Source organism: Sneathiella sedimenti, from assembly GCF_017313765.1.
In the GTDB taxonomy this organism is placed as follows: Bacteria; Pseudomonadota; Alphaproteobacteria; order Sneathiellales; family Sneathiellaceae; genus Sneathiella; species Sneathiella sedimenti.
Genome location: NZ_JAFLNC010000003.1, coordinates 37,072 through 55,703, shown reverse-complemented (window position 1 = coordinate 55,703; position 18,632 = coordinate 37,072). Strand labels below are relative to the sequence as shown.

At 51.5% G+C, this 18,632-nt stretch carries 17 protein-coding genes; 6 read left to right on the top strand and 11 right to left on the bottom strand.

Annotated elements, in window-relative coordinates:
- The first annotated feature begins 16 nt into the window (after window positions 1-16).
- The 3 genes from J0X12_RS09620 to J0X12_RS09610 all read left to right on the top strand — a co-directional run bounded on the left by J0X12_RS09620 (window position 17) and on the right by J0X12_RS09610 (window position 2,835).
- Window positions 17-1,228, top strand: coding sequence for a sugar-transfer associated ATP-grasp domain-containing protein (locus J0X12_RS09620; protein WP_207044878.1), 1,212 nt, complete (start codon window positions 17-19; stop codon window positions 1,226-1,228).
- Between the two features lie 187 nt (window positions 1,229-1,415).
- Window positions 1,416-2,300 (top strand): glutathione-dependent disulfide-bond oxidoreductase, encoded by an 885-nt coding sequence (gene yghU, locus J0X12_RS09615; protein ID WP_207044875.1) that lies wholly within the window; start codon window positions 1,416-1,418, stop codon window positions 2,298-2,300.
- Window positions 2,301-2,370: 70 nt separating this feature from the next.
- A complete protein-coding gene (locus J0X12_RS09610; RefSeq protein ID WP_207044872.1) occupies window positions 2,371-2,835 on the top strand; it encodes an L-2-amino-thiazoline-4-carboxylic acid hydrolase in 465 nt (154 codons plus the stop codon).
- A gap of 3 nt (window positions 2,836-2,838) precedes the next feature.
- Here the strand turns inward: J0X12_RS09610 and J0X12_RS09605 are convergent, their stop codons facing one another.
- The 4 genes from J0X12_RS09605 to J0X12_RS09590 form a co-directional block, all read right to left on the bottom strand.
- Window positions 2,839-3,210, bottom strand: a complete 372-nt coding sequence (locus tag J0X12_RS09605) for a YdbL family probable chaperone protein (protein WP_207044869.1) — start codon at window positions 3,208-3,210, stop codon at window positions 2,839-2,841.
- A 1-nt stretch (window position 3,211) separates the two neighbouring features.
- Complete coding sequence (locus tag J0X12_RS09600; protein ID WP_207044866.1) at window positions 3,212-3,412, bottom strand: YnbE family lipoprotein; 201 nt, start codon at window positions 3,410-3,412, stop codon at window positions 3,212-3,214.
- A gap of 19 nt (window positions 3,413-3,431) precedes the next feature.
- Window positions 3,432-6,281, bottom strand: a complete 2,850-nt coding sequence (locus J0X12_RS09595) for an intermembrane phospholipid transport YdbH family protein (protein WP_207044864.1) — start codon at window positions 6,279-6,281, stop codon at window positions 3,432-3,434.
- 113 nt (window positions 6,282-6,394) lie between these two features.
- Window positions 6,395-7,003 carry a glutathione S-transferase family protein gene (locus J0X12_RS09590; RefSeq protein ID WP_207044861.1) on the bottom strand — a complete coding sequence of 203 codons (609 nt, stop codon included), beginning with the start codon at window positions 7,001-7,003 and terminating at the stop codon, window positions 6,395-6,397.
- Window positions 7,004-7,211: 208 nt separating this feature from the next.
- On the opposite strand from J0X12_RS09590, the gene J0X12_RS09585 reads away from it, so the two are divergent.
- Entirely contained in the window at window positions 7,212-8,339 is a 1,128-nt protein-coding gene (locus J0X12_RS09585; protein WP_207044858.1) for an acyl-CoA dehydrogenase family protein, read from the top strand.
- Between the two features lie 14 nt (window positions 8,340-8,353).
- On the opposite strand, the gene J0X12_RS09580 is transcribed toward J0X12_RS09585, so the two are convergent.
- From J0X12_RS09580 to J0X12_RS09560, 5 genes are all read right to left on the bottom strand, one after another.
- Window positions 8,354-9,220 (bottom strand): urea carboxylase-associated family protein, encoded by an 867-nt coding sequence (locus tag J0X12_RS09580; RefSeq protein ID WP_207044855.1) that lies wholly within the window; start codon window positions 9,218-9,220, stop codon window positions 8,354-8,356.
- A 76-nt stretch (window positions 9,221-9,296) separates the two neighbouring features.
- The gene (locus J0X12_RS09575; RefSeq protein ID WP_207044853.1) at window positions 9,297-11,276 is read right to left on the bottom strand and encodes a DUF2207 domain-containing protein; all 1,980 of its coding nucleotides are present in this window, start codon (window positions 11,274-11,276) and stop codon (window positions 9,297-9,299) included.
- Window positions 11,260-11,826, bottom strand: coding sequence for a LemA family protein (locus J0X12_RS09570; protein WP_207044851.1), 567 nt, complete (start codon window positions 11,824-11,826; stop codon window positions 11,260-11,262). Before J0X12_RS09570 ends, J0X12_RS09575 begins: the two co-directional genes overlap by 17 nt.
- A gap of 81 nt (window positions 11,827-11,907) precedes the next feature.
- Entirely contained in the window at window positions 11,908-13,071 is a 1,164-nt protein-coding gene (locus J0X12_RS09565; RefSeq protein ID WP_207044849.1) for a phytanoyl-CoA dioxygenase family protein, read from the bottom strand.
- A gap of 93 nt (window positions 13,072-13,164) precedes the next feature.
- The gene (locus J0X12_RS09560) at window positions 13,165-14,382 is read right to left on the bottom strand and encodes an FAD-dependent monooxygenase (protein WP_207044847.1); all 1,218 of its coding nucleotides are present in this window, start codon (window positions 14,380-14,382) and stop codon (window positions 13,165-13,167) included.
- A 470-nt stretch (window positions 14,383-14,852) separates the two neighbouring features.
- Here J0X12_RS09560 and J0X12_RS09555 point away from each other — a divergent pair, with 470 nt between their 5' ends.
- Window positions 14,853-15,686, top strand: coding sequence for a universal stress protein (locus tag J0X12_RS09555; protein WP_207044845.1), 834 nt, complete (start codon window positions 14,853-14,855; stop codon window positions 15,684-15,686).
- 22 nt (window positions 15,687-15,708) lie between these two features.
- Here J0X12_RS09555 and J0X12_RS09550 read toward each other — a convergent pair whose 3' ends face one another.
- Window positions 15,709-16,383 (bottom strand): gamma-glutamyl-gamma-aminobutyrate hydrolase family protein, encoded by a 675-nt coding sequence (locus J0X12_RS09550; RefSeq protein WP_207044843.1) that lies wholly within the window; start codon window positions 16,381-16,383, stop codon window positions 15,709-15,711.
- On the bottom strand, window positions 16,380-17,402 hold the full coding sequence (locus J0X12_RS09545) for an amidoligase family protein (protein WP_207044841.1): 1,023 nt from the start codon (window positions 17,400-17,402) through the stop codon (window positions 16,380-16,382). Before J0X12_RS09545 ends, J0X12_RS09550 begins: the two co-directional genes overlap by 4 nt.
- Before the next feature lie 278 nt (window positions 17,403-17,680).
- Here J0X12_RS09545 and J0X12_RS09540 point away from each other — a divergent pair, with 278 nt between their 5' ends.
- The gene (locus tag J0X12_RS09540; protein WP_207044839.1) at window positions 17,681-18,607 is read left to right on the top strand and encodes a D-amino acid aminotransferase; all 927 of its coding nucleotides are present in this window, start codon (window positions 17,681-17,683) and stop codon (window positions 18,605-18,607) included.
- Window positions 18,608-18,632 lie beyond the last annotated feature (25 nt).

The window sequence follows — 18,632 nt, the reverse complement described above, 5'->3', positions numbered from 1 at the left end:
GGAACAACTGGCCCATTTGAACCAATTGAAACCTGGATATGGTAAGGCGGATCCTGCCAGCATGAGAGAAATCCGGCGTATCGCGGTCAAGGCGGAACGAACGGGAAAATTCAAAACCTTCTTTCACAAAGTGCTTTCCCTCAGTTTTTTTCTGCGGCGCCTGCCGACTGTGTTCTTTCCATCGAAGGAAGATGTTACCAGCGCACGAAAATTATCTGGCAAGGGCTATTTTCGGCAAGTTCTGGAGCGCCTGATCTTACTAACTATGTTTCGCATGGAACCAGGGGACTATTACATTTGCGCGCTATTTATGCCCGAGCAATATGCCGCGGCAGGGTCTTTTATAGATTATCGTCAGTTCAGCTTCCTGAACTTCTTTCTTAATCAAAAGAAAACTACAATCCTGACAGAAGACAAGATACAGTTTGCCGAATTATGCACCAAGAAGGGGTTGCGAACAGCCCCCATTATCGCTCGCCTTAACCTACTAACTCCTTTGCCAGAAAAAGATCTGGGGGAAAAGATCCGCCCGATTGCGAGAACAGAAGGGTTATTCTTTAAGCCCCGATACGGCATGCAGGGCAATGGCGCTGGGCGTTTATCCTGTGATGACGATGACACATGGTCGCTGACTTACGCAACGGGCGGACGCTTCGACGGTGATTGGTCTGAGATGTACAAAATTCTCATGGAAAACTGCAAAGAGGAATTGATATTTCAACCCCTGCTAAAAAGCCACCCCGATCTGGCAAGGTTCAATCCCGACAGCGTTCAAAGCGTTCGTTTAATTACCTTTCGCGACCGCGAAACCATTCGTCCTCTCCTTGCACGGCTGCGTCTTGGAATTAATGACAGCCTGGTTGACGCCTCTCATTCAGCGATTGGCGCTCCAATAGATTTAAACTCAAAGAAACTCCTCCGCGGAAGCCGGAAAACCACCGCGATCCTTCCCGAAAGTATCGAAACTTTTGGACCGAATAATATTCGCCTTGAAGGATTTGAGGTCCCATATTTCGATCAAATGCAATCTCTTGCGATTGCCGTACATGAAGCTTTTCCAGAGATTTTCTCTCTCGGACATGACATATTCATTCTCGATGACGGCCCTCTAATCCTTGAAACAAACCATATTTGGGGTAGTCCGCAATTTGTGCACAAAGAAGGCCTTGGAAGTCATCAAGGTTTTATCAATGCAATCATTGAAATAGCCAAGAGAGAACATTTTTAACGGCCAATTCTTAGACTGCAAACTGCTTGAGTGTGCCTGCTTTTTATTGGCCGTATCTGTAATAGCCACCGCAAATCACAAATCTGTTTGTGGACATTTGGAAAGTTTTGTACAGAATGTCGACGGGGCGCAAAATAAAGAAAGAACCACATATCGCATCACGCGATGAGTGAACGGAGTTTCGAACATGAATGAAACAGCAGCCTACGTACCACCGAAAGTCTGGAAATGGGAAAAGGAGAACGGCGGCCGCTTTGCCAGCACCAATCGTCCCATCGCTGGCGCAACGCACGAGAAGGAGTTGCCGGTTGGGAAACACCCGATGCAGCTTTATTCCCTTGGCACGCCCAATGGTGTCAAAGTCACCATCCTGTTAGAGGAACTGCTGGCAAAAGGGATTTCTGGCGCGGAGTATGATGCCTGGCTGATCAGTATCGGAAAAGGTGACCAGTTTGGTAGCGGCTTTGTAGACGTGAATCCAAACTCCAAAATTCCAGCTTTGATGGATCATAGCGGCGAAAAGCCGATACGGGTATTTGAGTCTGGGGCAATCCTGTTGCATCTTGCCGAAAAATTTGGTGCCTTCATCCCGACCGGAACTGCCGAGCGAGCCGAATGCCTCTCCTGGCTATTCTGGCAGGTAGGTAGCGCCCCGTATCTCGGTGGCGGCTTTGGCCATTTTTATGCCTACGCGCCGGAAAAGTTCGAATATCCAATTGACCGGTTTGCCATGGAGGTGAAACGCCAACTCGATGTGCTGGATCGACAGCTCGCGGACAATAAATTTATTTGCGGCGATGAATATACGATTGCCGATATGGCCATCTGGCCTTGGTATGGCGCGTTGGTAATGAACAAGGTTTATGAAGCCGCGGAGTTTCTTGACGCAAGCTCTTACAAGCATGTCAATCGCTGGACGGAGGAGGTTGGCAACCGGGCTGCGGTTCGTCGTGGTCGAATGGTCAACCGAGCGACCGGTCCTCTGGAGGAACAGCTGCGCGAGCGGCACGACGCCAGTGACTTCGAAAACAAGACCCAGGATAAAATAGAAGCTTTGGAAGGCACAAACTAGACAACATCGCCCCTCATTCCCGCCCGGTAGAAATACCGGACGGGAAGTCGGCGCCGAGGGAACAGGACAGATGACAGATAAGAACAACATTACTCCCTTCGACCACATCAAGCTCACCGTAGAAGCGCAAATTCCGCTGGTTCGAGCAATGGAAAAGGAACTCGGGCGGAAAAAAGCCCATCATCTAGTACGGCAGGCGCTGGACAGCACCAACCGACAAATATCTGAAACTCGATCACGCGATAACCCGATGACCATTCCGAAGCTGGAAGCCGAGTTCGCGTCTTTTGGCATTGGTGTTGAGTTCGAATTTGACGTGCTAAAACGAAGCGACGATGAGTTCCATGTCGACGTCCATAAATGCGCCTATACAAAAATGATGGAAGAAATGGGCGCCCGCGATCTTGGACCACTTTTGATCTGTAATTGCGATTTTGCTCTCGCTGAAGGTCTCGGCCTGGAACTCAAGCGCGAAAAAACCTGCATGAAAGGTGATGGTATGTGCGACTTCCGTTTTCGGAAGGTGAAAGAATAGAGCCTACTTCTGCGTCCATTGCCCGCTTTCACTCAGGAACCAGGTTCCTGCCGGGGCCTTCTTGAGGATTTCCACCGCATAGACACGCCCAACCTGCTCAACCCCCACATTTTCGGTCTTGGCGCGTTTCACATAGATAACCCGCCGCTGTTCATTCAGGTTATCAACGAACCCCTGCGCCGATCCATCTCGTGCACGGGCAAATCCATCAAAGGCCTCTCCAACTGCACCAGACGCCCGCAAGTCGTCAAGCTGGTCAGCCCAAGCCGGCAGGGCCGCGCAAAGCGGCATGCTTGCAATAATGGCGCAAGAGAGCAATGCTTTGCGAAATAGCTTCCTGCGGCTGAAATTCCTGCTGTTTATTACAGATCGCATATCAGAATATTCCCGGATTTTTATTAATATCGTCCTTCGCCTGCTCTTCAATCTTGAGACGCACTTCTGCGTCCAGCTTGATATTCAGATTGATTGTAATGGGTTCAGCCGGTGCTTCGACCTTTACTGTAGGAGTACAGGAAACTGCGGCGAACAAGATCACTGCCGCGATCGACATCGCAAGAAGAGAATGTTTACCCACAGATATTCCTTCAGTCATTTTATCGACCATCAACGGTAGCACGGAGTGCTTTTTCCGACAAGAGATAGCCACTCAGTATGGCATTAAATATCTTGTCCAGGCTGGTTGTCAGATTGATGTTTAGGATCACGGGACGATCATTCTCAACGTCCGGATTGCTCCCCGCGGCGTGCAATTTGACTGTATCTTCGCCGCTTTCCGTCTTTGTGACCTGTATTGACAACTCCGAATAGCGAAAATTCTCCAGCACATCGAGAAGCAGTTTCGCCTGCTCACCTCCAGCGCCGAGCGCCTGCCGTGCCGCTTCAGACGTCATTTTCAGCACGCCCGGACCATCCGCCGCCAACAACCCGTCCTCGACGAGGAGGCGTGTCCCGCCGAAAACAAGGGGAATTTTTCCACTGACATGGCCCGTTGCTACAAGCTCCTCGACATTGCTGAGCGCCATCACCTGCTCAAGATCAAGACGGGTCAGTTGAATCTCTACCCGATTGATCTCTGCACCCGTATCAATGAGGGCATCTTCAATTATGGCGGAGCCGCCCACTAGCCCTAGGGTCAACCGCTCGATATAGAGAATGGGAGCACCATTTCTTGTCAGGACACGGAATCGTAGAACGGGATTCTCGAGGGGGATGCCGGCAGATGCAGTACGCGCCACAATCTCCTGGGGCGATGAGATGGTGAACGGGCTGAGTTCATCAATATGTACCATCCCGTTGATATCGGAAATATTCCCCCCTGCTGCCTTGACCGAAATATCTTCAAGCCTGACATCGGCAGATGATTTTATTCCCTTGCCGGACCAGCTTACGTCGCCCGCCGGGACAATCTTGCCCTTTACGGTGACCTCCGTCTCAATGACAATTAGATCTGCGGGTTGCAGTCCGCCTTCCGTGAAAGATAGCGGGTTGACCAGAACCCGAGCTGACCCGGTTGAGCGCTCCAATGAATGACTGCCTTCCAGTTGAAGGTACTTTCCAAGGAAATCCGATGTCAGCGCGAGTGAAAAGTCAATTTTGTCGTTTCTCAGCCTCGCGTCACCCGTGACTTTCTGGGTTTCCTTAAAAAGCGCGCCGTCTTTCGGAACTAACCTCAGGCTGGACAGGGCAATACGTCCATTTTTTGCGGGTATAAGATCGGTGATTCCTGTCTCGAAACTGGCCTCAACATCCGAAACTGCGATATTCTGGGTATCCAGACGAACATTTTTAGTCCCCCCGGTAACAACGCCTTTAAAGAGTGTTTTTTTCTCACTTTGGCCGCCGGAAACCTTGAAAGCAATCCCTTCCGCCGCGAACGCCGTGTCCTGCCAGCGACCCTCTAGAAGCTCGGCAAACAACGACGAGACCATAAGGTTGCCTTCGACATCACGAGTTATTTCGCCGCTTGCCGACAAGTTCCCCGAAAGGCTGTTTTCTATGTCCTTTAAATGAGCGGACAGGCCTGCAAGCGACACCCCACCCTTTCCGATTTTCGTTTCCGGCATCTGGAAGGTTAGCTTCCCCTGGCCACTCTCAAGCTGATACTGCGCTGATACGTCGACCTTCAAATTCTGGGCGCTGCTGCGAACGTCTCCCTGAAGCGACATTTCCTGCAATGACGACATTTCGCCGGAAAGCGTAAAATTAAACGGCAAAAAGTCAGGCGACCGGCCAGTATCTCTAATCATGCCCCCAAGTAGCTGTAGTTCTATTTTCTCGAAAATATTTTGAACTTTCAGTTCTGCAGTGAGGTCACTCGCAGCGAGTTTCAGATCGTCTACCTCTCCTGACACCTCCGTTTTCTGTAAAGTAATTTGCGCATCCTGCGTATTCTCTTCCAGATGATACTGCCCTTGAAACTTAAGGGGAAACCGCGACGAGGCTATATGCCCGTCGGTAATTTCTATTGCCATATCCTCTATGACAAGATCGCCCGCATAGGTGATGGCGGGCCCTGCTATCTCTGCGTTCGTCACAAACTTTAGCGTCCCATCGAAGGGCGGGAGTCTTTCAGCGTAACGTGTAAGGTCCGCAGGTTGCAATCCCTCACGACGGAAGGGGAGCGCTTCAATTTGCAGTTGGGCACGACCAGTTGCGTTGGCAACCTCATAATTCCCTGTCAGGTCCATCAGGGGGTGGCCATCCATTGTTCTTACGGACATTTCCAGGCTGGATATTCCCGCAGCCAATTCTCCCTTGCCCATAAGCATAAGGGGGGCCCAGTACGGCTCGGGCCCCGCATGACGTATTACCCCCTCACTGAGCGCGAATGTTGCCGATTGAACCCCGATATCCGCGCGCAGCGAAAGCGCCATATTCTCCAATTCAATCGGGCCTGAGACCGTTTTGACCTGGCCCTCGACCGTCCCCTTGGCGTCCAGGATCTGATTGGCTGTAAAGCCAGCCGTAAACTCCGCCTGAAAGGAGCTGTCCCCATTGGTCGCAAAAACCTGCCCCGTTTTTAGGTGTATTGCCGGAAGTTGACGCGTCTGCACCGCCTCGCTATTTCCGCTGCCTTCATTTGCGAGGCTTATTATTCGCTTTATTGCCCCCTCTTCCGGATTGGAAATATCGACAAAAAGGGTCCCAATTTCCACCTTATCAATTTCACCGCGAAGAACAGAAAACGGCTTATAATAAAGATCAACGTCCCGAAGCTTGATTTGATCAGAAAGCGATAATTCTCCGATCGTGATCTGATCAACGTTGACCGCATCTATGGTCAAGACAGCTTCGTCAAACCCGTAAAATCCGAATACCAACTCACCCGCATATTTCAGTGCCGTGGTCCGCAGGAAGAACAGCGCAAAAAGCAGCGCAACGAGCAGAATACCTCCACTCCATAAGAATTTACGACGAACGCCTGATTTTCCCGATGTGGCCATCGATTTTTCCTGCATGACTTAAAGTCATATACATGGGCATTCTAACAAGGCAAGCCCGGCACATAGCCACGGGTGCAAAACGATCGATTTCCTCGCTTGCCCTCGTAGGGTAATCACGCCCGCGCGCTCGGGCGACTGGTTACCCGCGTCCACCAGTCATTTATATTGACCTGTTCGCTCGAGGCACGCACACCAACTGCTTTCCCCATCAGGATCGCGCATTGTGCCGTGATATCAGCAATGCTGTAGGAATCCGTCGCGATATACTCCCGACCTTGCAAAGACGTCTCCAGCCAGTCCAGGCTGCGGGTCGCATGCGCCTGACAAACCGGTACATACTCGGGCACCTGTTCGCGAATACCCTTCCACATGGGATGACCATGAACGAACGCGCCCATAAGCGGGTTTAGCAGCTCCAGCTCCATGCGACGGTTCCACATCTCAACATGCGCCCGCTCCAACGGGGTCTGCCCCATCAGGGGCGGCTCAGGGTTTAGCTCTTCCAGATAAAGACAGATCGCATGGCTTTCCGAGATTGTTGTCCCGTCATCCAGCTCCAGCACCGGCATTTTCCCGAGGATATTTTTCTTTAAATACTCCGGGCTCGTATGATAGCCGGTGGAGAGGTCGATTTCTTCTTTAGGAATTTCCAATCCCTTTTCCGCGATAAAGATACGGACGCGACGGGCATTAGGGGACGCGGGCAGGTCGTAAAGCTTCACAATATTCTCCTCATTCTTTTTATATCTATCGCGATACGGTCGGCTCCACGCTAATCGCAATTTCGATTTACTTATAATTTCGGTCAGGCTGTCGATAGAATAGGGTCTAAAACAGAAATGCAAGATATCGAAACATTCACCACTGTTATGCTATAATCTTTTCCGCACGCTCACTGATCAGAATAACAAAAAATAAGGAATGAGTAACGTGAACCCAGCAAAAATCCGACGCACGGACATTATCCAGAAGACCAGGGAATTTGCCAATACTCATATCCGGCCCCGACGAGAAGAATTGATCGCCTCTGACGTCTTTCCGCAGGACCTATGGCAGGAATTTGGGTCCTCAGGCATCGCGGGTCTCTCCTTGCCAGAAGAATATGGCGGGCTTGGTGCGGACTACACGCTCCTTTCAGTCGCCGCGAAGACCCTCAATCAGGTGGGCGGCGTCCCGGGCACGACAATGGTTTTCATGGCCCATTGGCTGATGTCCAAACTCCATATAGCGGTTGATGTTCCCTCCCCCATACAACAACAGTTGCTGCCATTTCTTGTTGCCGGAAAAACAACACTATCCGTTGCCATTTCCGAGCCTGGCGCAGGTGCTCATCCAAAGCATCTAAAAACATCAGCGCGGCGGGACGGCAATGAATTCGTCCTCAATGGGGAGAAAGCATTCCTGACGAACGGGCCTATTGCCGACCAGTTCATCGTCCTCGCAATTACCAGCGAAACGGAAGGCAGGAAGGCGTTTAGCGCCATTCTCGTTCCTGCTGACAGCCCCGGCTTTCGTCGCACGGAAGGTATCAAAATAGACTTTTTGCATCCTTGCCCACACGGCGGCATTGCTCTCGAGAATTGCCGGGTTCCCGTTGCCAACCTGTTGGGTGCGGAAGGAGACGCATTCAATCAAACGTCACTGCGTATGCGCGCGATAGAGGATGCCGCGGGCGCTGGGGGTCAGGTCGGATCAATGTCTTGTCTTCTCTCGGATATCGCAGAAGAAGCACCCGACGAACTGGCCGTGGAAATTGGCGCAATCGCAACGAAACTCCAGGCCCTTGATGTTATTGCGGCACGTCTCGCGGCTATGGCAGACGCAGCGGGAGATGATCTTCAGCCGCTTCTGGAATTGCAGCTTGGATTTCATCAGCAGTGCCAGAATTGCGCCCAAGCATTTGACCCCCTACTTGAGAAAATATCCACGCCGGACAAACCCTACATCCGCTACTTGTACCGTGATATCTCGAAATCCCTAACCATCGCCAAAAGCGCCCATCTTGCCCGCCTGACAAAAATCGGTAAGGCATTTATTCATCAGGCAGGAGGTAGATGACCTCACAAATGATCTTATTGCTTGTTGCCGTGAAGGCGTGAATATCGGGATCGCTCGGCCGGCTTCCAGTCTGCGGGCAGACCTTTTGTAGGTCTGAATATTTCGACCTTCAACGGATAACAGGCCGCGTCATCGCTGGAATGTCCGGTGCTGCAATCCCCCCCGGGACAGGTCGAAAGGGCGCCCAAAAGATCGATCTCTGCGAAAAATTCCAGAAAGTCGCCGGGGCGAACCGGGCTCGCTTTCATAAAATACTGATGAGTATCCCGTGTGAACCCGGTGCACATAAACACGTTCAAGACGTCATGAACGAACGGTTCAGCCTCATCATAGGAGATATTTTGTGCCGTCGCAAAAGCACGAATGAGATTGGAATGACAGCAATAATGATATTCTCCGCCGCCCAGCATCACATTGGTGTAGGGATCACAGCGCGTGCCGATCACATCGTGAATACCGCCCCCATCCGCGTCCCAGCCGTACCAGTCAAGCGTATCATGAGTGATGGTCGTCATGGGTCTCATATAGGGCAAGTTGCTCCACAGCCTGTCGCCAACGCTGACATGTGTGCCATGTAGCGCGCGCGTCTTGCCGCTAAAGAACCGTTCATTTACATCTGCCGCGTTCCAGAGGTTAAGGTCGCCAACCTGCGGCCCCTCGGTACTGACAATGCGAAAGAAATGCCCTGCCGGAACCCGGAAACACTCTGCATCTCGCGGCGCCACAATAATCTGATCTATCTGCTCCAGGTGAGACCGAGCATCGGCGTAAATCCCGACATCTGGGAGTGGCAGAGTGTTGACAGGGTAGACAATCACCGGCTTGATGGCCTTGCGACTTTCCGCATCGGCCGGCGTTTGGTTTTGCGGTGTGTATTTCATCGGCGACTCCCGTTCAAAGTTATCCAATCCTAAGATGAGAAGTTCACTCGAACAAGCCGGGAGACAGTAAATTTATTTACCAGCCCCCTCCTCCGCCGCCACCACCGCCGCCGCCAGATGAACCGCCGCCGGACGAACCGCTGGAACTGCCCGGCGCTGTCGCAGCGGAGGAAATGGCACTTGTGAATCCACGCCCGAGGGAGGTGGAAAACCCGCCAAGATCTGCTGGATTGAAATGTCGCCCTTGATACCAGGTTGGACGATATCCCTGCCCCTTCCATGGGCCTTCATGCGCATTTGCGAAACTGTTCGAGAATTGTTCGGCCCAGGCGTTTTCAACGTCCAACGCTACTGCAAAGGGGAGAAACTTTTCAAAAAGCTCCGGCGTGCGGTCGGGTGGATTGAAGAAATTCATGCGGTCTTTTTCGGTAACGCTCAGGAAATCCGCAAATCCCGCAAATCTGTCCAGCATTTGCCGCCCCAGCAATGTTGGGGCTTTCAGTAAATGGTAGAAAACGAGATTCACGACCTGTATCAGCAGAAAAAGAACTGTTGCCGCCGGCGAAGTTGCCTCAACCAGAAACATCAGCCCCACGGCCTCTCCGCCGAGAAAAGGGATGGCCATGATGGATAAAATAATTGCTCCAACACCGGAAAAGGGATTTCTCCCATTTATAAAATCCAGCACTGCCCGATATCCACGGCGCAGGATGAAGTAAACGCCAGCCGTCCATCCCGCAAGCCAGATGGAAATAAAGGCGGCGGTTCCTGGATCGGGCGCCCAGATAATCATCAGTAAGATGATAAAAATTGAAAGCCCGACGCCCGGCAGAAAATACTGCCGGTTATTGTTAAAATAGGTTTTCTCAAACTCAGTCCGCAGCCATTCTTTCAGTCCGTCTCGAGCGCTCTGCAAGGTTGAGTGATTTTTCTGTTTGAGCTCAATCTGATCCCGCACACTGGAAAAGAGCCGCTGTGCAACCGCCTTTTCTCCCATCGAGAGCGGAGCCTTTTCGCCGGTCCGCTTCAGGGTATATGTCCCGAAACTATCTTCCTCGATCGTCAAGTACCCCTTTACCGCCATGCTCAGTATCGCGGCCGAGAAGACCTTGTTATCGAACCCCATATTCCGGATATACCGCATTGCGGCGGGGGAATAACCTTGTGGCGGTTCAAAAAACGGGATGATGGTGCCCGCGGCCGGATCCCGCCCGACACGCCACCAGACAAGGAGGTAATAAGTGTTAAGAACCAGCAGACCAATAATACCGATAAAGAGGGCATTATTATCACTGAGAAGATAGCTCAGCTTCTCCGTGCCAGTTGGTCTGGCAACAAAACCGCTCGGCCAGGAAACAGCAATGGTCAATCCTTCCTGGGGGTGCAGTGGCTTTGTTGTAAAGAATTCCATGCCATCTGCATAATCGCGGGTTCCGAATGCGTTGCCTCTATCTCCCTGATATCCGGTATAGGCAATAAAACCCTGTACGCGAGCCCCTGCCGGCAGATGCACACGCGCGCTTGCTTTTTCGATGGTAAATGCCCACCCATTTCCCGTCACGTTCCAGTAAAGCTCGTCTATTTCGTCAAAGTACCCGATCTGACGCGTGGTTTTATAGGTGATCGTATAGCTGTGTTGTCCGGGCGGAATGAGGACATCCTTGTTCCCGATGTAGACACGCACGCCGTTAGATAATCGCTCGGTAAGGAAGGGTTCCGGCCGCCCATCGCGAGTGACTTCTTCGACCTCAAAGCCAACCCGGTACTGATTGCCCTGTGAATCCTTATAATCTGTCGGGAAATCACGATAAATTCCGCGCCTGATCTGCCTCCCCTCACTTATGACCGTGATCTGCTCCCGCACCATCAGGCTCGCGTCACCGTGGATCCAAAGGTCGCTTCTAAATTCTTTGATGAGTTCTTCCGCAAGGGATACAGACGGAGAAATCAGGGCAATCAGAAGAAAAAGCCCAAATAGGGCAAAGGCCGGAAATCCAGACTTTGGTGTTGGAAAGGTCATCGGATCAGGGATGAATCGGTTAGTCGAAGCTGACATCGACCGGCTTGCGGGCAGCCTGCTCATCTTCGGCCAACTCGAAAAATTCCGCTTTGACAAAGTGAAAGGCCGTCGCAACGAGATTACTGGGAAATTGATCAACCTTGATATTATTGTCCCGCACGACGCCATTATAGTAACGCCGGGCAGACTGTATCTTGTCCTCTACATCCGCGAGTTGGTCTTGAAGACTCTGAAAATTCTCATTGGCCTTGAGTTCGGGATAATCTTCTGCCAGAGCGAACAGGGATTTCAACACCCCGGACAGCATATTTTCCGATTGTGCCTGCTCTGCAGGGGAACCATGGTTGGACATGGCATCGTTTCGCGCCCGGGTAACGGCCTCGAATGTGCCCGCTTCATGCTTGGCGTAGCCTTTGACGGTCTCGATCAGATTGGGAATGAGGTTGTATCGAAGCTTCATCTGAACTTCGATTCCGCTCCAGGCTTCGTTGATTTTCTCTCGCAGGGTGACAAACCCGTTGTACGCCACAATGATATACAGAATGACGACGGCGATAAGGCCAATGACTATCGATAAGGCAATCATGTCGCATTACTCCCTCGGCAGGCACGCTTCATTCAATGATGAGTGTGCGCTGCCGCAAGTTTACGACCTAAATCGTTAACGTCAAATGTAGATATCTTTCAGGTTGTAATTTTTGAGGAGTTTTTCGCGATTTTCCTCGTTCCAGCGATTTTCCTCCTCTTCGCCGGCGAGAGGTTGATAGACAAATCTTGGTTCATCCGGAAACCGTTGCTGACGCGCATCGATCCCAAGGGCGATGATCCGGCTGCGCGCATGGATACGCTCTGCATCATAGGTTTCCATGCGCCCGTCGAGCTGGCTTGTCGTAATATCAAGAACGCGATGGCGCGGGAAAAAGCCCGCGTTAATGGTCACCCTCCGATCCGGTGACGAGTTCGCAAAAGAACCATGCACCAGCTGTCGATTAACGGCGAAAACCTCCCCGGCCTTACAGACAAGCGGCACTGCCGCATTCAGCCGTTCCGAGCCACTTTCGCTTACCAGTCCGGGAATATCGGCTTTGCCCACTTTGTGGCTGCCCGGCAGTACCCAGACACAGTTCGCGGGTGTGCTGGGATAGAGTTGGGTCATGAAATTGAAACCATGTGCATCTTGTTCCCAATCTGGCGCATCCCAGTGGGTTGTTCCGTCTTGATGCCAGGCGACCGACGGCCCGAGTCCGGGCTCTTTTATAAAGACCACTTCGTTATAGGGTACGAAATCAGAGCCGTTAATAGCCTCCGCCACGGCGAGCAATCCGGGATGCCCATATAGCCGCAAGCAGGAGTCCATCAGTTGCAAATTACCTGTCAACAGCTCGATCGTCCAGTTCGGTGCATCTTCGCCCGGCGTCGGGTTGAGCATCTTGACAGGGTGCCGCCCCTTGTTCTTGGACGTTCCACCAAGCGGGTCGCTAAGGGGTTTTGCAAATCGATAGGGATAGCGCGCAAACTCCGGCCCCAGCGCCGGCAGACCGGCCGCGTCGAGTTCCGCTTCTGGCTCGACGGGAGCCCGCGACAGAACATGATCGACATCCTCCCGGAGCTCACGTAATTCCGTGCCATCCACGACATCTTCAAAAACATAGAATCCATGTTCCCGATAGGCATCGAGGATTTCCCTGGCCAGCTTTCCATCCGGCCCCAACCTGATGGGTCCACGATTGCCGAGTGCGTAGGCACGCGCTTCGCCCTCGCGGGTGTACTGCTCCATTAAACTCGCATGGTCAGCGGCGGTTATAGTGTTTGCGGGTTGTGCATTATTCATTATTTTTCCCTTCTTGCATTATATCAGGCGAACCAGGCTGATTTGGGGACACCATACCGTTTCTTCGATGTCGTTTGCTGAGTACCAACTCGCCTACCAGGAAAGCTTTCGCCACTCATCGTCCGTCCCCATAACTGCCTTTTCCGCATCATAGGAGTACAGCCACCGTTGTCCGACAGGAAAGCCGTCCTGATCTTCCTGCTGGTGACGCGCGAAGCGGGCATTCCGGCGAGATACTTCTTCCGGATCGCTCATATGGAACAGGTTTTCTGCCGCCCGGGATTGCAGCAAGACCCGGTTAGCCCGATCGAGTCGCAGTTTTTCATACTTCTTAAGCGCGGCAGGAATATCGCCCTCCGCCATCTCAAGTGACCGACCAAGCACCCAGGCATCCTCAATACTCTGACCAGCTCCTTGTGCATGATAGGGCATCATCGCATGGGCGGCATCACCCATCAGAGCGACTCGATCCGTGACCCAGCGATCCAGCGGCTCGCGATCAATCATATTGGTCATGAAAAGACTTTCCGTCCCTGCAATCAGCTCGCGAATTTGTTCATTCCAGCCCTCATATTCCTTGAGAGCCGCGTCGCGTGAGCCCGTCTGAGACCAGGATTCTTTCGCATTCTCGTTATATGGACCAATCCCCACCCAGTTAAAAAGATCGCCCCCACAGACATAGTAGAGAACCGCGGAACGATGCGGCCCCATCCAGACGTATGAATTCTGTTCGAACCCGAGGTTCCGCGCCACTTCAACCGGAACCAGCCCGCGCCAGGCGACGCAGCCGGACGGCCGCGGTTTTTCAGGCGTAAAGAATTTTTCGCGGACCATGGAATGCAGACCGTCTGATCCGATCAGAACGTCGCCCTTTTCCACCGTTCCATCACTTAAGTGGACTTCAACTCCTTGCGCATTTTCCTTAACATCGACGACTTTTGTGTTCAGCCTGATATTCTGCGGATCCATCGCCTTCACCATGATGTCGAGCAAGTCGGCCCGATGGACATGGTAATAGGGTGCTCCGAAGAATTCCTCGACTTTCGGCATCAACGGCGTCTTGAGATATACTTCGCCAGTCTTGTAGTCCTTAAACAGATGTGCGGCCGGCGGTACGCCAATGCGCGCCAGTTCATCCTTCAATCCCAGATATTCAAGAACCCGAATGCTGTTTGGGCTTTGCTGCAGGCCCGCGCCAACTTCGGAAAGCTCCGATGCCTGCTCCAGCACTAAATGGGAAATTCCCGCCCTTTGCAGAGTGAGGGACAGAGCGGCCCCCGCGATTCCACAGCCGATCAATATTACTCGCATATCTACCTCCCAGCGGTTGTCCGCCTTGTTCTAATAAGCGCCCTCTAGCCAGGTTATCGGCAGAATAGGTCACCCTGATTATTTAAGATCATTCTATCGCCGATCGAGATTCCGCAAAAGAATTGATTCATATCAATTATATAATCTTTACATGGAGTAGGATGATTGAACAGAGGCAAAATGAATGCTTACTCCACTAAAATTCATGACTCAGAAGAAATTCTCTGTAAATAAGGAGACCATGCTCCCAGCCTTTTGAGGAGCAAATGACGAGAATTATCCCGATATCGAGCACCCTTACGGCAAGTTCGTGCGGAAGATTCCCCTTTCTGGTGAAGTGAATGCTGAAAGAATAAAGCCAGCATTTGGAAAAACTGCGCTGTTGCTCGGTACAGCTCACACCAAAAGGCGAAAACAAAAGATCTTAAAGGGGAACGAGTATTTCTCTATTTTTAGGGAAGGAAAAAACGATGCCCTACAAAACAATTCTAGCCTACTTCAGCAGTGAACAGCGCGCCAAGGACCTCGTGTCAGCTGCGGCCCAGGTGACAAGAGACCATACGGCCCATTTGATCGGCGTCTATGTTGTCCCGAAAATATGGATAAACCCAGCCATATCTATGGAGGTGCCCGCCGATTTTCTGTCATCGCAACGACAGTACCATCTGGAGGCAGCTAAACAGATTGAAGAAATTTTTAACAGCGAAGTTAGCGGAAGCGGGATATCTGCAGAATGGCGAACCCTGCATTCACAGGAACCGAAAATAGCCCCAGTTATGGTCGCCCTCGCCAGAACCGTTGATTTAGTTATTCTGGGTCAACCAAACGATGTGACAGAAACCGACTACTCGGCCGAAGTGCCGGTAGCCGTGCTGATGGGAAGCGGTCGACCGATTCTGGTCATTCCCTACGAGAAGCAGGTAAAGAATATAGGTGATAATGTTACTTTGGCCTGGAATGGCGCACGGGAAGCAACACGTGCCGCCTTCGACGCACTCCCGTTCTTGCAAAACGCAAAAGAGGTAAGACTGCTTTCTGTCGATAGGGAAAACAAACAAGATTCAGTGTTCGGTCGCGAACTCGCCGAGACGCTTTCGCGTCATGGGGTAACAGTAACTGTGACCAACAGTTCGAAAGGCAACGCATCGATTGGGGAACAGTTACTTGAGGAAACGATTGAAAATCGCGGTGATTTACTTGTTATCGGAGGGTATGGGCATTCCCGCAGCCGCGAATTTATTTTTGGCGGCGCTACAAAATACATTCTGGAGAATATGGTTGTCCCGGTGATTTTCTCGCATTGACGACAAGAAGGCAGTTGTCCGGTTATTTTTTTAATCGACGCTTCGCGGCATTGATCAGGGATCGAAATAGCTCAACCTGATGGGCATCAAAAACCAGAAATTCTGGATGCCACTGGACGCCGATAAAGAATTCCCTGTCTTTGCGTTCAAGCGCCTGAACGAACTTTCCGCGATCACATCCGGAAACGATTATGCCCTCTCCCACTTTATCGACTGCCTGATGATGCAAACTATTGACCCGGATCGTATCTTTGCCGATGATTTCATGTATTGACGACCCTTCATTCAGGGTGACAATTTTCCGCGCAAGAATGGTCCGAATATTCGTTTTATCGCGGGGCATGCCTCGAATATCGCTGTACAGAGTACCGCCGTAAAAAACGTTCATCATCTGCGCACCACGACAAATACCCAGAACAGGAAGCCCTGCTTCTTCCGCATAGGCGAGTAGCTCCAGCTCCAGCACATCACGCTCGGGATCTATCCGCACATCCAAGGTGATTTCAGAATGATAGAGTTCTGCACCGATGTCATCGCCACCCCCAATGATCAGCGCATCAAGCTTCTCTCGAGGATGTGTAGAACCTGGTTCCAGGAAGACGCATTTACCGCCTGCCCGCCAGACCGCGAACCAATCAAAGGCTCGTGCAATCCGGCTTTTATAGCGAGAGACAGTAACACCGACTATTGGCTTCATAATGTTTCAATCCAGTCGCCAATATCCCGTATCCACTGCCCAATAAAGTTGGACGGCTTGGCAAGATAGCGATCCGACAAGCGCTCCAGCGCCTTTTCATCGGCCGCCAGCTTCTCTACAACGAACCATCGGTTCCACTCTTCTACAATATCCCAGCCGGGATCGGAGAGATGCGTATTCGGCAGCCGATAATGAAAAGTGGGCCGTTCTTTTATTAGGATATCATCAGCATAGCGCACAACTATTTCCGGCGCGAGAAACTTGAAAAGCGGGAACATATCCAGCTCGCGGTTACGTGTCGGGTTCAAACGAGCAAAGTCCGTGATCAGCGCGTCAAGGTCTGGGGAATAATCCGCCGCCAGGATCATGCGAACATATTCTCGCGGGAAAGGATCCACATGCGGAAGCAATCGCCGTGTCGTATCAACTTTTATACGGGCTCTCAACCAATCGGATAGCAGCGCATAGGCCCGCAGATGTCGCAGAATGTAATCCACGTCTTCGGCGGCAACCTCCGGATTCAGATGGACACCAAAGGCGTAAATGAAATTATCGTCCGTTCCTTCCGCGCCTTTTTCCCGCAGGGCCTTCACTAGAGGGGTCAGTTGATCCAGTTCGTTCCAGGGTATGGGCGGTGACACAATTTCAGTCGGGACCGCGATTGACGAAACTTTGCCAACAACCCCCCGAAAAACTGTGTCAAGCTCACGCCCCAGATTGACAGCATTCTGATTAAGCGGCAGGTCGGTTTCCTCAATAAGGTCACCAAGATCTTTTTCTGGATGGACATATTGGGTGTCCAGTTCAACCGTAAACTTTCCCCATCGCGTTTCCTCGACATCAAATACAAAGGCTGACTTTCGTCCCTCAACCCGGCCTCCAAAGATTTCCGCCACGAGCTGGGCGGCACCTGCTGGATCCAGACCGGAAAATTCGATTTCAACCCCGACACGACGTATATCACCGGCCATATTTTCGGTAAGTGGAGGTGCTTTAGTTAAGGGAGAGGAGGCTGTCATGCGTGTCCACCTTATCTGATCCAGGAGTGAAATGGCGCATCCGCACAAAACACCTCCATCAGAAAGCTTGCTTCGGATCGTAGAGATTTCATGTACTTACAAATAATGATGCGATACCTCCGTACAAGTCAGAAAACCGGAAATTATTTGTCCTGGATAGAAGGGAGCCGTTATAGCCACCAATCTATCCTTTTTAAAAGAATACGAAGGATATAGTGTGACGGTATATGTCTTTATTAACCAGCGTATTCTCAAAAAAACTGCCCAGGTAACCGAATATGAATGAAACCAATCAAACCACACATGATGCGGAGGAAGACGTCCGCAACCGCAATATTAAGATTTATGTGAACGGCGAGATTGTTCCGCGAGAGGAAGCCAGGATATCGGTATATGATTCCGGGTTCATGCTGGGTGACGGAATGTGGGAAGGGATGCGTCTTTACAATGGAAAATGGGCATTCTTCGATGAACATATGGACAGGCTGTTTGACAGCTGCAAAGCGATCTCGCTAGATATCGGCATGGACCGGGATGGCATACTGGATGCTCTCACCAAGACTGCCGCGGCCAATGGAATGACTCATGATGTCCACTGTCGCCTGATGATCACGCGCGGTGTCAAATCCAAGCCCTTCCAGCATCCAAATCTCTCTATATCCGGCCCGACCATTGTCATTATAATGGAGCATTCGAAGCCAGCGAAGCATCTCCAGGCCAAAGGAATTTCGCTGGCGACTGTCCCCCAGGTGCGTGGCCTGCCAATGTCGCAGGACGCAAAATATAACTCCCACTCCAAGCTAAACTGCGTGATTGCCTGCCTTCAGGCCGAACAGGCGGGAGCAGATGAAGGACTGATGCTGGACCCGCACGGCTTCGTCAACACCACAAACGCCTGTAATTTTTTCATTGTCCGAAAAGGGGAAGTTTGGACCTCTACGGGAGACTATTGCATGAACGGGGTAACCCGTCAGAAAGTGATCGATCTTTGCCGGGCTAATGACATCCCTGTTTTCGAGAAAAACTATTCGCTTGTGGAAGCTTATGGTGCTGATGAAGCTTTCTTGACCGGAACGTTCGGCGCCCAAACGCCCGTTTCGCTGATTGACGGTAAAAAAATCGGATCGAATGACGGGATCGGACCAATAACCGCACGCCTTCAAGATCTCTATCGGGACCTTGTCGCGCAGAATACGCAATCATAGCTTCAAGCGACAAAAAAACCCGGCT